At 38.3% G+C, this 16721-nt stretch carries 10 protein-coding genes and 1 pseudogene; 4 read left to right on the top strand and 7 right to left on the bottom strand.

Annotation, left to right across the window (positions count from 1 at the left end):
- The 5 genes from ACI6PS_RS15820 to ACI6PS_RS15800 all read right to left on the bottom strand — a co-directional run.
- Positions 1 to 1104 (bottom strand): serine hydrolase domain-containing protein (locus ACI6PS_RS15820; RefSeq protein ID WP_421013543.1); only part of this gene is annotated, 1104 nt, incomplete at its 3' end.
- An 87-nt stretch (positions 1105 to 1191) separates the two neighbouring features.
- Positions 1192 to 1758, bottom strand: a complete 567-nt coding sequence (locus ACI6PS_RS15815) for a helix-turn-helix domain-containing protein (protein WP_421013542.1) — start codon at positions 1756 to 1758, stop codon at positions 1192 to 1194.
- Between the two features lie 61 nt (positions 1759 to 1819).
- Positions 1820 to 2446: a hypothetical protein gene (locus ACI6PS_RS15810; RefSeq protein WP_421013541.1), complete on the bottom strand. Its 627-nt coding sequence runs from the start codon at positions 2444 to 2446 to the stop codon at positions 1820 to 1822.
- Positions 2447 to 2495: 49 nt separating this feature from the next.
- Positions 2496 to 5336, bottom strand: a complete 2841-nt coding sequence (gene polA, locus ACI6PS_RS15805; protein WP_421013544.1) for a DNA polymerase I — start codon at positions 5334 to 5336, stop codon at positions 2496 to 2498.
- A 117-nt stretch (positions 5337 to 5453) separates the two neighbouring features.
- Positions 5454 to 8795 carry an FG-GAP-like repeat-containing protein gene (locus tag ACI6PS_RS15800; RefSeq protein ID WP_421013540.1) on the bottom strand — a complete coding sequence of 1114 codons (3342 nt, stop codon included), beginning with the start codon at positions 8793 to 8795 and terminating at the stop codon, positions 5454 to 5456.
- Between the two features lie 297 nt (positions 8796 to 9092).
- On the opposite strand from ACI6PS_RS15800, the gene ACI6PS_RS15795 reads away from it, so the two are divergent.
- The 4 genes from ACI6PS_RS15795 (at position 9093) to ACI6PS_RS15780 (ending at position 14487) form a co-directional block, all read left to right on the top strand.
- A complete protein-coding gene (locus ACI6PS_RS15795; RefSeq protein WP_421013539.1) occupies positions 9093 to 12035 on the top strand; it encodes a histidine kinase in 2943 nt (980 codons plus the stop codon).
- Positions 12036 to 12082: 47 nt separating this feature from the next.
- Positions 12083 to 12826, top strand: coding sequence for a LytR/AlgR family response regulator transcription factor (locus ACI6PS_RS15790; protein ID WP_421013538.1), 744 nt, complete (start codon positions 12083 to 12085; stop codon positions 12824 to 12826).
- Positions 12827 to 12906: 80 nt separating this feature from the next.
- Positions 12907 to 14139 (top strand): metallophosphoesterase, encoded by a 1233-nt coding sequence (locus ACI6PS_RS15785; RefSeq protein ID WP_421013537.1) that lies wholly within the window; start codon positions 12907 to 12909, stop codon positions 14137 to 14139.
- Between the two features lie 51 nt (positions 14140 to 14190).
- Positions 14191 to 14487 carry a thioredoxin family protein gene (locus tag ACI6PS_RS15780; protein ID WP_421013536.1) on the top strand — a complete coding sequence of 99 codons (297 nt, stop codon included), beginning with the start codon at positions 14191 to 14193 and terminating at the stop codon, positions 14485 to 14487.
- Here the strand turns inward: ACI6PS_RS15780 and ACI6PS_RS15775 are convergent.
- Positions 14484 to 15140, bottom strand: a complete 657-nt coding sequence (locus tag ACI6PS_RS15775; RefSeq protein WP_421013535.1) for a polysaccharide deacetylase family protein — start codon at positions 15138 to 15140, stop codon at positions 14484 to 14486. The genes ACI6PS_RS15780 and ACI6PS_RS15775 overlap by 4 nt on opposite strands.
- Positions 15141 to 15221: 81 nt before the next feature.
- Positions 15222 to 16721, bottom strand: a pseudogene (locus tag ACI6PS_RS15770) (hypothetical protein); the annotation flags it as partial.

Here is a 16721-nt window from a genome sequence, read left to right as displayed (position 1 = left end):
TGTTTTGTTTTGGATGGTTTCGTAGGGTTTTGCATCCTTATCATAACCAATTGCAAATCTTGATGCATCGGTATTTTTATCCCAGATGTAATTGGTGTCGTCCATTTTTAGTGGTTGGAAGATAAGCTCGTTGGCCAATTGGTTCAAGGGTTTCTTGAATTTGTTTTCGAGGGCCTTTCGCAGGTATTCAAAGCCTTCGCCCGAGTATTGGTACTTTGTTCCGGGATCGAATTCGAAGCGGAGCTTCTTGGGTTCATTCATCCATCTCCAGTTTGGAAAACCGGTCTGATGGCTCAAAATCAATCGTGTTGTGAGCTTCTTGTTTCGATGATCTTGGGCTATATCGGGGTCGGTATAGTAGTGGTAAAGCGGTTCGTCGAGTTTCCATTTTCCTAAACTTATCAATTGCAAAGCAACCATTGCGGTAATGGGTTTGGTGAGCGAGGCAACATTGAAGAGGGTGTTGTAGGGAGCGGTAACTCCTTTTTTGATTTCGCCAAAAACTTTTATTTCCTGCAACTTTTCGTTGTTGATGATGCCGAGTCCGAGGGTTGGGATGTTGTGTTGTTTAAGGAATTCTTCTATTTGCTTGTCGTTTTCAAAAGGAGGCTCTTTGCTTTGATAGGGCTGATGGTCGAAACTGAGGGAAGTTGTTAGTTTCCAGTCGTTGTTTTCGAGTGTCCAAAGATGGGTGAATTTAGCAGTACCCGAAGGTTTTTCTAGGTTTTCTGCAAACAGGTGTGTGCCGTTTTGAATGGCTGCGTAAAGTGTTCCGTTTTTATAAAGCGGAAAAATTTCGGTGCTTCCTTCTTCCAAAATTCGTTTTACTTGCCTTTTTTGAGGGTCTTTGCAAAGTCCGTTTTTTATGTCGTTGAGGAATTTTCCCTTATCAGAAAAACCATCCTTGTCGTGATAAAAGGCCAACTTGTTGCTCATTTGATTTTCGAATTGGATAATGTCGCAGGTGTTGAATCCGACAGAAAAAAGGAGACTGTCTTTCGCTAAAATGGTCTTGTAAAGTGCGTCGGTTTTTTCGAGCTGTGCGTTTGTTTTGATGAAAGAAAAGAGCAGGAAAAAGAGCGGGATGCAGCGGTTTATTGTCATCTTTAAAATTTTTGACAAAGGTTTGCTTTTCGTGTTTTTGATGCAAAAAAAGAACCCGACAAAAACCCGACAATGTGGTGGCGGGGCTTATAGAATACTGAAATTGAGCTTGAGGCGCAGTTTGTTTTTACGGTCGATTTCGGATGCGTTGAGGAGTATGAGGATGATGTTTGAGAGTACAATAGAAATCATCAGTACCAGTGTAAAAGTGCGCCCGAGTTTTAGAAAAATACCGAGCAGGAAGACGATTGGAGCGAGGATGGTCCAGAGGATTTGGACGGAAATGATTTGCTTTGTGAGTTCGTTTTTTTGTTTGAGGAAATGGCTTAAAAGAAGCGGTGCTAAAATATTGAGAGGCGGAAGGACTACAAATAAAATAGAGGAAAGGTTGATGAGTTTGATTTTTGAGTAGTTGATTTCGGTGGTTTCTACGGTAAGTTTAGCATCACTTTCGATGATGGTTTCGGGTGTTTCTTCGGCTAAAAAAAAGCTTTCGGGAATGTTTAAGGTTTTAGAGAGGGTTTTGAGGGTGTAGCCTTTTGGGGGTGTTCCGGCTTCGATTCGTTGGATGGTGCGTACGGAGATTCCTGACTTTTCGGACAGTTCTTCCTGGGTTAGGTTTTGTTTTTCTCGTATTTGTTTTAGGGTGGGCATTTTTGGTGTGTAAAAGTAAATAATTAGCAAATGTTTTCTGGGATGGCTATTATTACTTCAATCATTTAATTAGAGATTTTTTAAAATTATTAATTAGAATTTCTTTATGCTTTTCATTAGTAAAACTCATTGAAACACTAAATAAATTTGTGCCGATGTATGTGTTATATAATATCTGTGTCAACATCAAGTCATCTGATGTTTTATTAAATATTTTAGTTTCTATTATGTAGAATTCATGATCTCCAATTTTCTCTGAACTCAAAATAAAAGTGGCTTTTATTTTTTCTGTATTATCGTAAGTTTTTTTCGCTAGATCTGCTAAAAACTGTTGGTGTTCTGCTAAGGTCATCTGTTTAGTACCAACAAGACTTTCGAAAGATGCGGAAAAGATATTATACTTGTTAAAACCAAAACCAATTAAATGAGGTCGATTTTTTCTCACTTGAATTCCTTCAGGGAGTTCTGTTTTGAGAGCATTATATCCCTTTTCTTCTAATTCGTCTATCCGATATTCAGGTGTAATTGTTGTTCCTTCTGGGATATTTATTTTCCAATCAAACTTATTACAAGTATAAATCCCGTTTTCAACTACGCCATTCTCAAATACAAATTCCTCAATGACAATTTGCGAATTAGCTTTATATAAGTTAATAAACATAAGAAGTAGAAGTATACATTTTTTCATAATTATATTTTCTTAGAAAGTCAATTGCCCACAATTTCATAAAAGCTTCTTAATGCGCCTCAAGCCAATCCCTACCAACGCCAATCTCCACTTCCAACGGAACAGAAAGTATAAAAGCGTTTTCCATTTCGTGTTTGATCATACCTTGGATGCGGTCGAGCTCAGTGTTGTGAACGTCGAAGACAAGCTCATCATGCACTTGGAGGAGCATTTTGCTTTTCCAGTTTTCGTCTTTTAGGCGTTTGTGGATGTTGATCATGGCGATTTTGATGATGTCGGCGGCGCTTCCTTGGATTGGGGCGTTTACGGCATTTCGTTCGGCTCCACCACGCACCATCATGTTTTGTGAATTGATGTCCTTGAGGTAACGGCGGCGGCCGGAAATGGTTTGCACATAGCCGAGTTCGCGGGCACTTTCTACCTGCTCCTGGATATAGGCTTTCAGTCTTGGATAGGTTTCGTAGTAAGCATCAATTAATTCTTTCGATTCGGCACGGGAAAGCGAAGTCTGGTTGCTAAGACCGAAGGCGGAAACACCGTAGATGATTCCGAAGTTGACGGTTTTAGCATGGCTTCTTTGCTCGCGTGTTACTTCGTCCAACGGTACATTGAAGACTTTTGAGGCAGTTGATTTGTGGATGTCTTCGTTGTTTTGGAAAGATTTGATCATGTTTTCCTCGCCACTCAAGGCGGCGATGATTCGTAGTTCTATCTGCGAGTAATCGGCAGAAACTAACGTATAGTTTTCGTCACGGGCGATAAATGCCTTACGGATTTGACGGCCTCTTTCGGTACGGATCGGGATGTTCTGAAGGTTCGGATTGTTGGAACTCAAACGTCCGGTTGCGGCAACGGTCTGCATATAATCGGTATGGACACGGCCTGTTTTGTTGCAGACCTGTAACGGCAAGGCTTCCACGTAAGTGTTTTGAAGCTTTACCAATTGGCGCCAATCGAGAATGTCCTGCACGAACGGACTTGTCAATGCTAGGTAAGAAAGTACTTCCTCGCCTGTGGCATATTGTCCGGTCTTGGTTTTCTTTTGTTTGGCTCCGCCAATTTTCAACTTGTCGAAAAGGATGTCGCCCAATTGTTTTGGAGAGGCCAGGTTGAATTTCTCTCCTGCAATCTCGTATATTTTTGATTCAAGTGTCTGGATGTCGTTCGACAGTTCCTGCGATAATGATTTTAGGAAATTGATGTCGAGGTTGATGCCTTCCATTTCCATATCGGCAAGGACCGGAACCAGCGGAATTTCGATTTCGTCGAACAATTGCTTGGTGGCGGTGCGCTCCAAAACGGGACTGAAATGTTCCTTTAATTGCAAAGTTACATCGGCATCTTCAACGGCGTATTCCTTTACTTCTTCGACTGGAACTTCGCGCATTGTTTTTTGGTTCTTGCCTTTCTTGCCAATCAACACCTCGATAGATTGAGGGGAATATTTTAGGTAGGTTTCCGAAAGGATGTCCATGTTGTGGCGCATATCCGGGTTGATGAGATAGTGGGCAATCATGGTATCGAAAATCTTTCCTTTTACGGTAACGCCATAATTGGCAAGGACTTTTATATCGTATTTTAGATTCTGACCTACTTTTTCGATGTTTTCGGCTTCGAAAAAAGGAAGGAATTTGTTGACTAGCGTTCGAGCTTCTTCCTGATTTTCTGAAACCGGAACGTAGAAGCCTTTTCCTTTTTCCCAAGAGAAGGACAAACCTACCAACTCGGCTGTAAGCGGATCGATGCTGGTGGTTTCGGTATCAAAACTGACTGACGGCTGGCTGAGTAGATTTTGCAACAGCAATTTTATACCCAAATCGCCCTGCACCATCTGGTAATTGTGCTCGGTATTTTCTAATGTGTTGTAGTAGCTGGTTCTTACCTCTCCGGTCGCTTCGTCTGTAGTTGGAAGGGCAAAAAGGTCGAACTGCTCGTCGTTTTTAGGCTGTGGTTTTTTGTATAAACGTGCTTCCTCTGGGTTGTTGGCCACGGGAGCGTTATGGTCGGTACGGAACAGATTGTCGAATTGCTCGGACATTCTGCGGAATTCCAATTCCTTGAAAATGGCTTCGGTTTTCTCGATGTCGGGACGTGTGAGTTCGTAATCTTCCTCGTTGAAGGTTACATCGCAGTCGATGATGATGGTAGCGAGTTTTTTGGAAAGGATTCCCTTTTCTTTATTGGCTTCGATGTTTTCCTTCATCTTGCCTTTTAATAAGTGGGTGTTTTCTAAAAGGTTTTCCATCGTTCCGAATTCCTTGAGGAATTTCTTGGCCGTTACTTCGCCCACGCCTGGAAGACCTGGGATGTTATCGACGGCATCGCCCATCATTCCGAGGAAATCGATTACCTGCTCCGGTCGCTCGATTTCGAACTTGGCTAATACTTCGGGAACGCCCCAAATTTCGATACCGTTACCCATTCGGGCGGGTTTGTAGATGAAAATATTCTCGGAAACGAGTTGTGCAAAATCCTTGTCGGGTGTTACCATGAACACCTGATAGTTTTGCTTTTCGGCTTGTTTAGCAATCGTACCAATCAAATCATCGGCCTCGCAACCGGCCACTTCGATGATCGGAATGTGCATGGCTTTCAATAAATCCTGAATGTAGGGGATGGCGATGCGGATGGCTTCGGGTGTTGCATCACGGTTGGTCTTATAATCGGCATACATTTCAGTTCTTACAAGACTTCCTTCCTTGTCGAATGCTACGGCCAGATGGTCGGGTTTTTCACGCTTGATGATGTCCATCAGGGAATTCATGAACCCCATTATGGCAGAGGTATCCATACCCTTTGAGTTGATTCTTGGGTTTTTTATAAAAGCATAATAGCCACGGAAAATCAGGGCATAGGCATCGAGCAGGTAAAGGCGTTTTTGAGACATAATTGCAGTTTTGTAAGGGTTCAAAAATACGAAACTTAGCGTGTAAAAAAGAAAACCGATGCAAATAAATGCACCGGCTCTCCAACTCCAACTAACTAAAGGCAAATCTAACTCTACATGTTATTTTTTGATGATTTTTTGGGTAACGGTTGTGTCGTCTTCCAAAGTAACCTGTATCAAATAGATTCCGGTTGACGCATTGGAAAGGCTGATTTTTGACTCTTTTTGAGTGGTGATCAATTGACCCAATTGGTTGAATACTTTAATGTTTTTTATGGCGGTTTCGGTTTGAACGGTTACGAAATCGGTAGTTGGATTTGGGTAGATTTTCAGTCTGTCTTTACTGAAATCTCCTGTTCCAAGTGCGTCTTGAATGTTAAGCGTATAATCTTCGGCTTGACCGAAACCACCCGGGTTACAGGCTGGAATATCGAAAGAAGCAACGGTAACGTATCTTTTTAGGATTCTCATTCTGATTTCGCCAATAGCGGCATCTTCAGGAATTGTAAAGTCAAGCGAAACTTCCTGATCGTCGAGTCCGGTTGAGTTTTGAAGCGTTCCAATAAAAGTACCTTCTGATTCTTCGAAGGTTCGGCTGTTGTCCCAGTCAAAATATACTGTTATGTTGGTCATGTAATTACCACCTGTGTTTCCTTTTACCGTAAGGGTATGTATGTCGCCGATCTTTACATTTCCTATGATGGAAGTGAAATCTTCGTAGGCAGCATTTCCTGAGGTTGTCTCGGAAGTATAGTTGTCAATATCGGTATCAGAAAGTCCTACATAAGTGATTGGTTCTATAGTTCCGAATACAGGAATACAGAAATCAACAGGTTGGTTGGTAATTTCGATTTCGATTGTAGCAAAAATGGAACTGTTTTCGGCTGATGTTGCTTTTACGGTTATGGTTCCGTTTTGAGAAGCCGTTACCAATCCATCGCTGTTGATGGTTGCGAATGCTGTGCCTGCTGTTATGCTCCAAGTGACATCCTGATTGCCTTCGGCAGGAGTTGCTGTTGCAATCAATTGAAGCGTTCCGGCTTCTTCGGTTATGATTGGGTCAAGATCATTTTCGGTTGTGATGGTGATGGCGGTTACGGGGTTTTCAATGATTTCGCCTACAATTTCTAGGGTGTAATCTTCCACTTGACCGTAATAGGCATTAAGACAGGCATCGATTTCTCCTTCTTCGTAAACGTTCCACATATCCTTGATGATTCTCATTCTGGTAGATCCGAATGGTGCATTTGTTGGAATGGTGATGTCCAGAGTAGCTGTAACGTTATCGGTTCCAGTTGAAGGAAGAAGTGAAATGGTTTGGTATTCTGTTTGCATATCGAAAATCTTGTCCTGGTTCCAGTCGATGAATACACGGATGTCGTGTTCAAGAGGGCCTGTATTTCCTTTTACGGTTAGGGTATAGGTGTCGCCTTTTGCTACCTGAGTAGAAATTTCGGTGAAATCTTCATAGCCTGGAGTGGCGTTTATGATAGCTGATGTTTCGTTATAAATGTCTGCAAAACTTACCAAAGAAATTGGCTCCACATCATGATCTACGGCAACATCACAATAAGTGGCGTCTCTAAGACATCTGATAGAAGAACCCTGTTCGCGGAAGCCACCTGCACCCGAATTTACTATTGCATTGCTGTAGTATAAATATTTCGAATAGCTGGTATTGGTGGCACTCACGGTGCTACTCCAATAGTAGCCTCTCACGCCTGCATTGGAAATGTTGTTAGAGGATCTTGTTCCGGCAACGGACAATTTCAAATTACTTTGGAACGCTGTGGCGATGTTGGTGATGTTTTCGGATTCGATTACTTCTTGCCAATCGGTTTCTGTTGGCAATCTCCAGCCTTGACCTAAGGCTTTGCATGGGTCGCAACCATTAGTATCTGTTGTTTGGTCTGAGGAATTTGCTTCCCATGTATCTGTAGCTGCTCCTCCGTCCCACCATTCTGGATTTGAAAGAAAGAAATTTGCATTGTCCGTTAAACCAGCAGGGTTATTAGGACTTGGTGCAGTTGAAGCAATTTGGGAATCTCTCAGTTGGTGACCGTCGTCCCAACGTCCCCATTGGAATAAATCGCCGAAAGAGTTTACATCTGTAGCTGAAGTGGCAATGGCTTGGCTTCCTAGGTTTTGTTGTATCCAGATTTTTCCATCGGCAGATCGAACTGTGGTGTAGGTTGTTTGAACGCCGTTATAAGTAAATGTTTCGCAACCAGTATCACCTATATTGTTTCCTGGCAGGATGTTGCAAGGCGTTTCTTGTGTGAAAAGTGTATTTTGGTACAGTTTAGTGAAACCTTCGTTATCGGCAAAGCCAATGGTCAGGAGGTCCATATCCATATCGTTGTCCATGTCGAACCATACTGCTTTTGACATGTTCAATGCCTTTACGTTTTCGCTGTTTTCTGTGTCTTCGGTAAAAGTTCCGTCGCCGTTGTTTGTGTATAATAGCACGGTGTTTTCATTATCTGTATTACTGCCAATTGAAAATACGTCTAGTTTTCCATCTTTATTATAATCTACAAAAGAGGAGGTTCCGCCGTAGGTTCCAGTGAAATCATTTTCAATTGCTGTAAAATAGCCCTGACCATCGTTTTCATAAATGGTTAGGATTGTACTCATACCGTCATTATTAGGGCTCATACCGGAGAGCAATAGATCCAAGTTTCCGTCGCCGTTGATGTCGGCAACATCAATTGAAGAAAAGTAAACTTTGTTGAGTCCGCTTTCTTGTTGCATGAAAGTTCCATCTGGCTGATTGATGTAAAGAATTGTGTCTGGAGTAAAGCTGGTGCTGAAACCAGTGATAAGAATGTCTAGTAAACCGTCGTTATTTGCATCAAAAACTTTAGTGTCGCTGAAATATGTTCCCGCCAATGCGATTCCAGAATCTGTGAAAACACCGCCTTCCTCTTGAAAGTAAATTTTACTAATATATGTGTTAGAATTGTTTCCGTTAACAAGAATGTCTTTGAGTCCATCGTTGTTGAAATCGGCAATTTCTATCGAGCCATAGGTTACCGGCAGAATTCCTGTTCCTGCCTCTACCGAGAAAGTCTCGTCGCCGTTGTTGTAGTAGATTTCAAAAACGGGAGTTTGCTCTTGTCCGGGCTCGTTTCTTACACCTGATATGACAATGTCGGCAAAACCATTTCCGTCAAGGTCGCCTGTTGTGACTGAAGTGTACATTATCTGGGAAAAAGCCTCGCTAATCTGGAAAAAACCATCTGTTGTGTTGGAATAAACAGAAGTGTTTCCTGTAACATAGTCTGTAACCGCTCCAGAGAATAGGATATCTTTCCTGTTGTCATTATTAATGTCCAAAACTGTGCAATCTCCGTAAAAAACACCTTGAAAAATGGGGTCGGTGATTTGTTGAAATATTTGGGAAAAGCCTAGGTTGTGTATAAGCACAAAGGCCAATAGAAATAAATAATTTTTGTTCATAATGATAATTTATAATTACGGTACAAATCTATTTATTTAGATTTAATAAAAATAAGAGAAATGATAATTTTGACTATATTTAATTCTTTTGAGACTAAGATTGCAAATCAATTAAATTATTAACTATAAACTTTTATACGCTTATCTGTTTTTCTGAACATAAATCTTGAATTCAAAAATTGATATCTCTCAATTGTCCGGTATATTTTCGAATTTGAGAACGAAACAAACACTTTCATAAAATAAATACAGAAGATATGGGCATAATGGCTAATTTTATGGTCAAATAATTATCCAGTGTTTTTTAAATCACTTACTCCAAATTTCAAATACAAAAAAGTAAAAACACTACTGCTAGGTGTGTTTCTATTTTTAACTCAACTTGGATTTTCTCAAGAACCCTTAACCCGTAAAATTTCTTTTCTAGAGGGTTTGCCTTCAGAGGTTATCTATGATTTGTTTGTTGATTCCCAAGGATTGTTGCATTTGGGTACAGACAAAGGATTAATTACTTACGATGGAGTAAATTTTAAGCAAATAAAGTATAAAGATAATCTCGGAAATTCTGTGAATGCCATTCAGGAAGATGAGCATGGAATGATTTGGTGTAAGAATTTTGCCAACCAACTTTTTATATTAAAAGATGACTTTTTAGAAGAAGATCCCATTACAAAGAAATTGCTTTTCGAAGAAAAAGCTAATCTTGTAGATTATGTTGTCTCCGGCAGGCAGATTTGGATTATGACCCAAAACAAAATATTTACTTTAAAAAAGGGAGGAAAACCAAGGCTAGTTTATGCTTTGGATAAACATGATTCCAGTGGGTTTTTATCAATGATTTATGATAGAAATTCGAGAAAACTATATGCTACAACATCATCAAAAATCATAACTTTTAAGAATAATAAGCTTTTAAATTTAAAATCAGGAAAGGACGGTTTGAAAATTCTTGAATTATTTAAAGGCCAATTGTGCTACAACTATAGGGCTTTAAATAATGAATGTGTTGTTGCAGGAAAGCAGATAAAGTTGTCGAGTGAGTTAAAAAACACTTATTTCAACAAGTTAAGCTCTGTTGGAAACACTTTATGGCTGTGCTCTAACAACGGTTTATATGAAATTGATACCAAGGCCAATCAATTCAAAAGTCCGTTTTTGAAAGGCATGCGTATTACAGATATTGTCAAAGACAATGAAGGCAATAGTTGGGTTGGTACTTTAGATGAAGGATTATATCTTATGCCGAGCAAGCAGATATTGAGTTTTAATTTTGAAGATTCAAAGAAACTTTCGAAAAAGAATTATACAAAAATAAAACAAGGTCCAAATGGCAATTATTTTATAGGAACCAGCGACGGAAAAGTCTTAGAAGTAAATAAACAAGGAAAGGAAATTTTGACCTATGACACAAAAGCAGATAATGCGATTGAGTTTATAAATTTTTCAAAAAATATACTTCTGACAACGTATGGATTCTTTCATATTGGTAATCCAAAATTGTTTACAAATCCTATTTATTTTGGAAAAGGAATTGTAGAAGACGATAGAGGAAATTTTTTGATGGCCAGTTCCAACTTTGGAGGACTAATTTCCAAATCGCTTTCGGGTCTTCCAAATGTAGAAAAATCATATTCCAAATATAGAATTATAGACTACGGAAAATTTGATAACAAAGTGCTGGTTTTTAGAGATAAAAGAGCAAAATGTGTTTTGTTTGACAAGTTTGAACGAAAGTATTACGTGGCTTATATCGATGGTTTATATGTTTATGATAACTATGGTGTAGAAAAACAGATCAGGCTTCCAAACGGAAAAGAAATAATCGGTTCAGAAATGCTTCAAGATGAAGATGGCTGCATCTGGATTGCCACGCTTCAAAATGGTATTGTGCGATTGAAACAGGAAGAGGTTGTAGAACGTATAGCAGTAATGAACGGCCTATCAAATGATAACTGCAGAAGGATAGAAATAGATGATAATAGTCTTTGGATTGTTACCGATGATGGTTTTGATATTTTTGATTTTAAGACCAAGAAAGTCAAGAATGCGGCATTGAATCTTTGTATAAAAGGCATTACAATTAATGATGTTTTTGTAGACGACAAAACCGTTGCTTTGGCAACAAATCAAGGGGTTTATTATTTCAACAAAGATATTATCGAAGATGTAAGCCTGCCAAGGTTTAAGTTTACTTCATTTTTAGCAAATGGAAAAAAAATCAAATCAGATGAAGAGATTGTCTTAAAGCACTATCAGAATAATATCAACATCAAATTCAATACAATACATTTTAAAAGCCTTGGAAATTATAATTATGAATATAGGCTGAAAGCGTATGATGATAATTGGTATTCACAACCTTCAACAACAAAAAACATCAATTATTTGGCATTAAATCCTGGAGAATATAAGTTTGAAATGCGTGTAAAACTTGGGGATAATTATACTGAAATACAGGAAATCAACTTTACAATAAGAAAACCTTTTTGGCTTCAATATTGGTTTATAGCTCTAACGGTTTTGGTTTTTTTGGCGTTATTATTTTTAGTGTACCGATGGGCCGAAATCAAGACTAAGAAAAGCCAAGAACTTAAAGAACAGCTGGCATTGTCGCAGCTAACGGCCTTGCGATCTCAAATGAATCCGCATTTTTTATTTAATGTATTAAATGCAGTTCAGGGATTGATTTATTCCAATCAGAAAAATAAGGCAACTGATTATTTGGGTAAATTTTCAGACCTGATGCGTAAAATTTTGGACAGTTCAGATAAGAATGAAGTAACAATCGAGAAGGAATTTGAAACGATAGATCTTTATGTTTCTTTAGAAAAGGCACGATTTGAAGATGATTTTGAATACAAAATTTCATTTCCAGAAAATGTAGATTTAAGTCAGTACAAAATACCATCGATGATTATTCAGCCATTTGTAGAAAACGCAATCAAGCACGGATTGATGCATAAGGAAGGCCCAAAAAGACTTGAAATTAAGGCAGAAATATTGAATGATATTTGGTGTTTTACCGTTGATGACAATGGGATTGGAAGACGAGCTTCGGAGATAATCAATCAAAAAATAAAAAAGCACATTTCCTTTGCTACAAAAGCAATCGAAAACCGTGTTAAACTCATCAATAAAACTACAGACATTACCATAGATATTGAAACTATTGATAAGAAATCAAAACTCGACGAGCCATTAGGAACGAGAATTAAGATTTATATTCCAATAATAGAATAATTTATGGTTTTCTGTATATCTTTAAAACCAACAAACTATTTCAATTTATGAAAGCCATAATTGTAGATGACGAGGTAAATGCCAGATTGGCCTTGAGGGGAATTCTAGAAGAGAATTATCCTCATATTGATATTGTAGCAGAAAGCAAGGATGTTCCCAATGCAGTAAAAGTAATTCATCAGTACAAGCCAGATCTTGTGTTTCTTGATATTGCTATGCCGGGATATTCTGGACTGGAATTGCTGAAATTTTTCGACGAAAGTCAGATTAATTTCAAAATCATTTTTGTTACTGCTTTTAGCGAATATGCAATCAATGCCTTTGAACTTTCAGCTGTTGGATATATTTTAAAGCCTGTTAGATTGGAGGCCTTGGAAAAAGCATTGAGCAAAGTTGAAGAAAACAATAATGATCTTGAAAAATTGAAGACATTACAAAATAATCTTGAAAGTCCGCTGAATAAGAAAGTTGCTTTAAATACAGGAGATGGTATAACATTCCTGCTTTTGCAAAATATCTTATATTTAAAAGCCGATGGTTCCTACACTCATTTTTACACCACAGATAAGCACAGGATAACAGTTGCTAAAAAAATATCCGATTTTGAAAGACTCGAAGCCATGGGCAATTTTATGAGAATCCATAGGAGCCATATTGTTAACTTGTCCCGAATTCAGAAAATCCTTAAACAGGACGGTGGAACTGTAATTATGGAAAACGGCGATCACCTCTCCATATCATCAGAAAAGAAAAATTCAATGCTGGAAAAATTTCAAGACAACAAGCTGTAAATGTAATTTCTAGTTAAATATTTGGTAATAAAAAATACAATGCGTTTTCTTAGTTGTTAATTTGTACAAAAAATTATTAAATGATTCGTTGGGTTATTTTTATCATCATTATTCTCTTCATTGAGATTTATTCGTTTCAAGCTTTCAGAACGGTTATCAAAGCCCGACCGTTTCTTATTTCCTATCAGATTCTGAGCCTCTTGGCAATTGTTTTTATCATCTATTCTGTTACGAATTTTGACAGATCGGTAGGGCAGAACAAGCAATCGCTTTTTACATTAGGACTCATGCTGGTTATATATGTTCCTAAAATTGTCCTTACGCTCATAATGTTCGGAGAGGATATATACCGTCTGGGGATGGGTGCCATCAAGTATTTTGTAAACAATGATCCAGATGTAAGCAATATTCCGTCAAGGCGAAAATTCATCAGCCAGATTGCCTTGGGAATTGCTGCTATTCCATTTGCATCTATCATTTATGGTATATTCGAAGGTAAGTATAATTTCAAAGTAATCAAGCAAGCGGTTTATTTCCCTGATTTGCCCGAAGCTTTTGATGGTTTTAAGATTACTCAAATATCAGATGTTCACAGCGGAAGTTTCGACAATCATGAAAAGATCAATTATGCGATAGATTTGATAAACGAACAAGAAGCGGACATTATTCTTTTTACGGGTGATATCGTAAATACGCATGCCACAGAAATGGATGAGTGGATTAGTACTTTTAAGCGTATAAAAAAACCAACATTTGGCAAATATTCAGTTCTGGGAAATCATGATTATGGTGAATATGTAAGCTGGCCGTCTCAAAAAGCCAAGAACGATAATTTTGAAGCCATTAAAAACATTCATTCAAATATCGATTTTAAACTTCTGCTTAACGAAAATATTTCCATCCAAAAAGGAGAGGAGAAGATTGCATTGGTTGGGGTAGAGAATTGGGGACACAATTTCAAGCAAGCTGGAGATTTGGCAAAAGCTTCGGAAGGATTGTCAGCTTCGGATTTCAAGATTCTAATGAGCCACGATCCGTCTCATTGGGAATATGAAGTCAAAAACCACGAAAAACATTTCCAATTGACGCTTTCAGGGCACACACACGGATTGCAATTTGGGATTGAGATACCGGGGTTTTTCAGATGGAGTCCTGTTCAATATGTCTATAAGCAATGGGCAGGATTGTATGAAAATTTGGGAAGATACGTGTATGTAAATCGTGGTTTTGGATTTCATGCCTATCCAGGAAGAGTGGGAATTTGGCCCGAAATAACGGTTATCGAACTAAAAAAAGGCTCTAGAGTAGTATAATTCGTTAAAAATGCTACATTTGTATAATAGTTTACTATAAAATTTCTTTTTATGTCAAAATTTGGAGAACTTATAAACGCTGAAATCCCTGTTCTGATCGACTTTTATACAGAGTGGAATGAGCAGTCTTTGTCTATGCACGAGGTAATTAGAGATGTCGCTGCGGCACTTGGAGATAAAGCTAAAGTGATAAAAATCGATGTGGATAAAAATCAAGAATTGGCTGATGCTTTGCGTATAAAATCTTTGCCAACGATGATGATTTACAAAGATGGTCAAATGATTTGGCGCCAATCAGGAGAATTGGATGCAAATACGATCATCGGATTGGTTCAGGAGCAAATCTAAATTGCTTCACACTTATATCCATTTTCTTTTAAAAACGCCAATGTTTTAGGCAAGGCATATTCTAAATTTCTAGAGGCCTTCACGCTGTCATGAAAAATGATCACACTTCCGCTTGTTACATTTTTCATCACGTTTTCCAGACACTCTTCTGGTGAAACATTCGTGTCAAAATCGGCACTCAAAACATCCCACATTATTATTTTGTATCCCATTTTTCTCAATATTCTGGATTGAGAAAATTTTATTTTGCCATAAGGAGGACGGAAAAGTTTAGATTTTAGTGCAGAAGCTTCGGGATGTATTTTAGATTGCTTTCGAATCTCAATTTCGCATTGCTTGAAATTTTCAATATAATCTTCTGTTGGGGTTTCCCAACCTTTTAAATGATTGAAGGTATGATTTCCTATTGAATGTCCATCTTGGATTACTTTATTGAAAATATCAGGATTTTTTTGAATGTTTTCGCCTATGCAAAAGAAAGTTGCCCTTGCATCAAATTGTTTCAATTGCTTCAAAGTCCATTCGGTAATTTCTGGGGTTGGTCCATCGTCAAAGGTCAAATAGACTTTTTTTTCTTTATTGGGCAAATCCCAAACAAAGCCTGAGAAGAGCTTTTTGATGAGGTAGTGTGTTTTAATCCAGTAGAATTTCATTGCAAACCATTTAGGGTTTTGTAAAAATAAAAAATGCCGTGTTATTTTCATAGCACGGCATTTTGTTTATACACTTTTTAACTATTCGTTGTCGCGTTTGAAACGCTCAAACATTTTATTGTAAGTGTTAAAGGTAGCTTTGTTTGAATTATAAAACTCAACATCACCTCTTTCTTTCATCACCAATAATAAATCTCTGTATCGTTCGATATCAGTAATGATGTCGACATAAAGATCCATCTGCTCGCTCGATTTTAGATTACTGTAATACTTCAGGTTTTCTTGGTATTTCACAATCAGTTGCGAAAGGATTTTTCTAGCTTTTGCCGTTTCCTTTACTTCGTAATAACCCGCTGCGAATGGTTCCAGCATAGTGTAGAATCCGTAATATTCCAAAGGCATTTTTTCTCTAGCCAAATCAATCACTTTTTTGGCCTTATCCGTTTTACCTTCGTTGATCAATTGCTCCATCAAACGGGCAAGGTTTGTTCTGTAAGTAATGCTGTTTTTTCTTGTTTCAGGATCATGGTAGATGTTTGGACTTTCTCCATTCCCCCAATCCCATTTCATAACGATATCATACATTTTATCAGAATCAATCAATCCCATATCCAATGGACTTGCAGCTTTTTCAAGAGAAGTTCTAACGGGAACCAGCTTGTAAACCATTCCGTCCAATTGAAGGAAGTCCTTCATCCAGATATAATCATCATCGCCAAAACTTCCGCCTGTAAAATAAATTGGTCTTTTCCAATTGTTATTGGCAACAATGTCAAGCATCATCAACCTGTTTTTGTACAAAGCCTGTCCTTTGATGTCTACATCAATATAAGGTACAATGGAATCATATAGCTTAGGACTTACAACCTTGTTTGCAATAACCGCATTTTTATCTACAGGAATTCTGATTTTATTTGTTGGGTAGAAATGGATTTTTTGACCGTTGTTCATCTCAAGAATTGTTCTCGGATCATCCATTGCAATAAAGTTGATGAAATCCTTGACGTCCCAGCGATTCTCCGTTTTTGGATTATGGATGATGTAATCGCGCTTGTCGCCCACGTATTGATCGTGTGTGAATGAAATTGGCATCGGCTCAGACTCATAAGCTTTTGCTTTCATTTGATCGATGTACCAATCGGTCATAAACAGGCTTGTGTTTACTATTCTAACATCGGTTCTGTATCCTTCAATTTCTTGAGCATACCAAAGCGGGAAGGTATCGTTGTCGCCAATTGTAAATAAAATGGCATTCGGCTCACACGAACTTAGGTACGCTTTTGCCATTGCAAGTGCAGTATATTTTCCAGATCTGTCATGGTCATCCCAGTTTTCAGCGGCCATCAATACTGGTGCTGCCAATAATGTAACGGCAATAACGATAGGACCGGCAATCTTAGGTTGCAACCAATTTTTGATCGTGTCATAGATGGCATAAACTCCAAATCCAATCCAAATGGCAAAAACGTAGAATGAACCCACCAAGGCATAATCTCTTTCACGAGGCTCAAAAGGTCTTTCATTAAGGTAAATTTTCAACGCTAATCCGGTAAATAAGAATAGAACAAGCAACACATAAAA

The sequence above is a fragment of the Flavobacterium sp. PLA-1-15 genome, from assembly GCF_049060005.1.
Classification (GTDB): Bacteria; Bacteroidota; Bacteroidia; order Flavobacteriales; family Flavobacteriaceae; genus Flavobacterium.
This window is presented reverse-complemented; position numbering and strand designations above follow the sequence as displayed.

What these genes read in the sequence shown, in the direction of transcription:
- ACI6PS_RS15815 (WP_421013542.1), bottom strand. Translation starts at nt 1,758, where the DNA reads ATGCCCACCCTAAAACAAATACGAGAAAAACAAAACCTAACCCAGGAA.
- ACI6PS_RS15810 (WP_421013541.1), bottom strand. Translation starts at nt 2,446, where the DNA reads ATGAAAAAATGTATACTTCTACTTCTTATGTTTATTAACTTATATAAA.
- ACI6PS_RS15800 (WP_421013540.1), bottom strand. Translation starts at nt 8,795, where the DNA reads ATGAACAAAAATTATTTATTTCTATTGGCCTTTGTGCTTATACACAAC.
- ACI6PS_RS15790 (WP_421013538.1), top strand. Translation starts at nt 12,083, where the DNA reads ATGAAAGCCATAATTGTAGATGACGAGGTAAATGCCAGATTGGCCTTG.
- ACI6PS_RS15785 (WP_421013537.1), top strand. Translation starts at nt 12,907, where the DNA reads ATGATTCGTTGGGTTATTTTTATCATCATTATTCTCTTCATTGAGATT.
- ACI6PS_RS15780 (WP_421013536.1), top strand. Translation starts at nt 14,191, where the DNA reads ATGTCAAAATTTGGAGAACTTATAAACGCTGAAATCCCTGTTCTGATC.
- ACI6PS_RS15775 (WP_421013535.1), bottom strand. Translation starts at nt 15,140, where the DNA reads ATGAAATTCTACTGGATTAAAACACACTACCTCATCAAAAAGCTCTTC.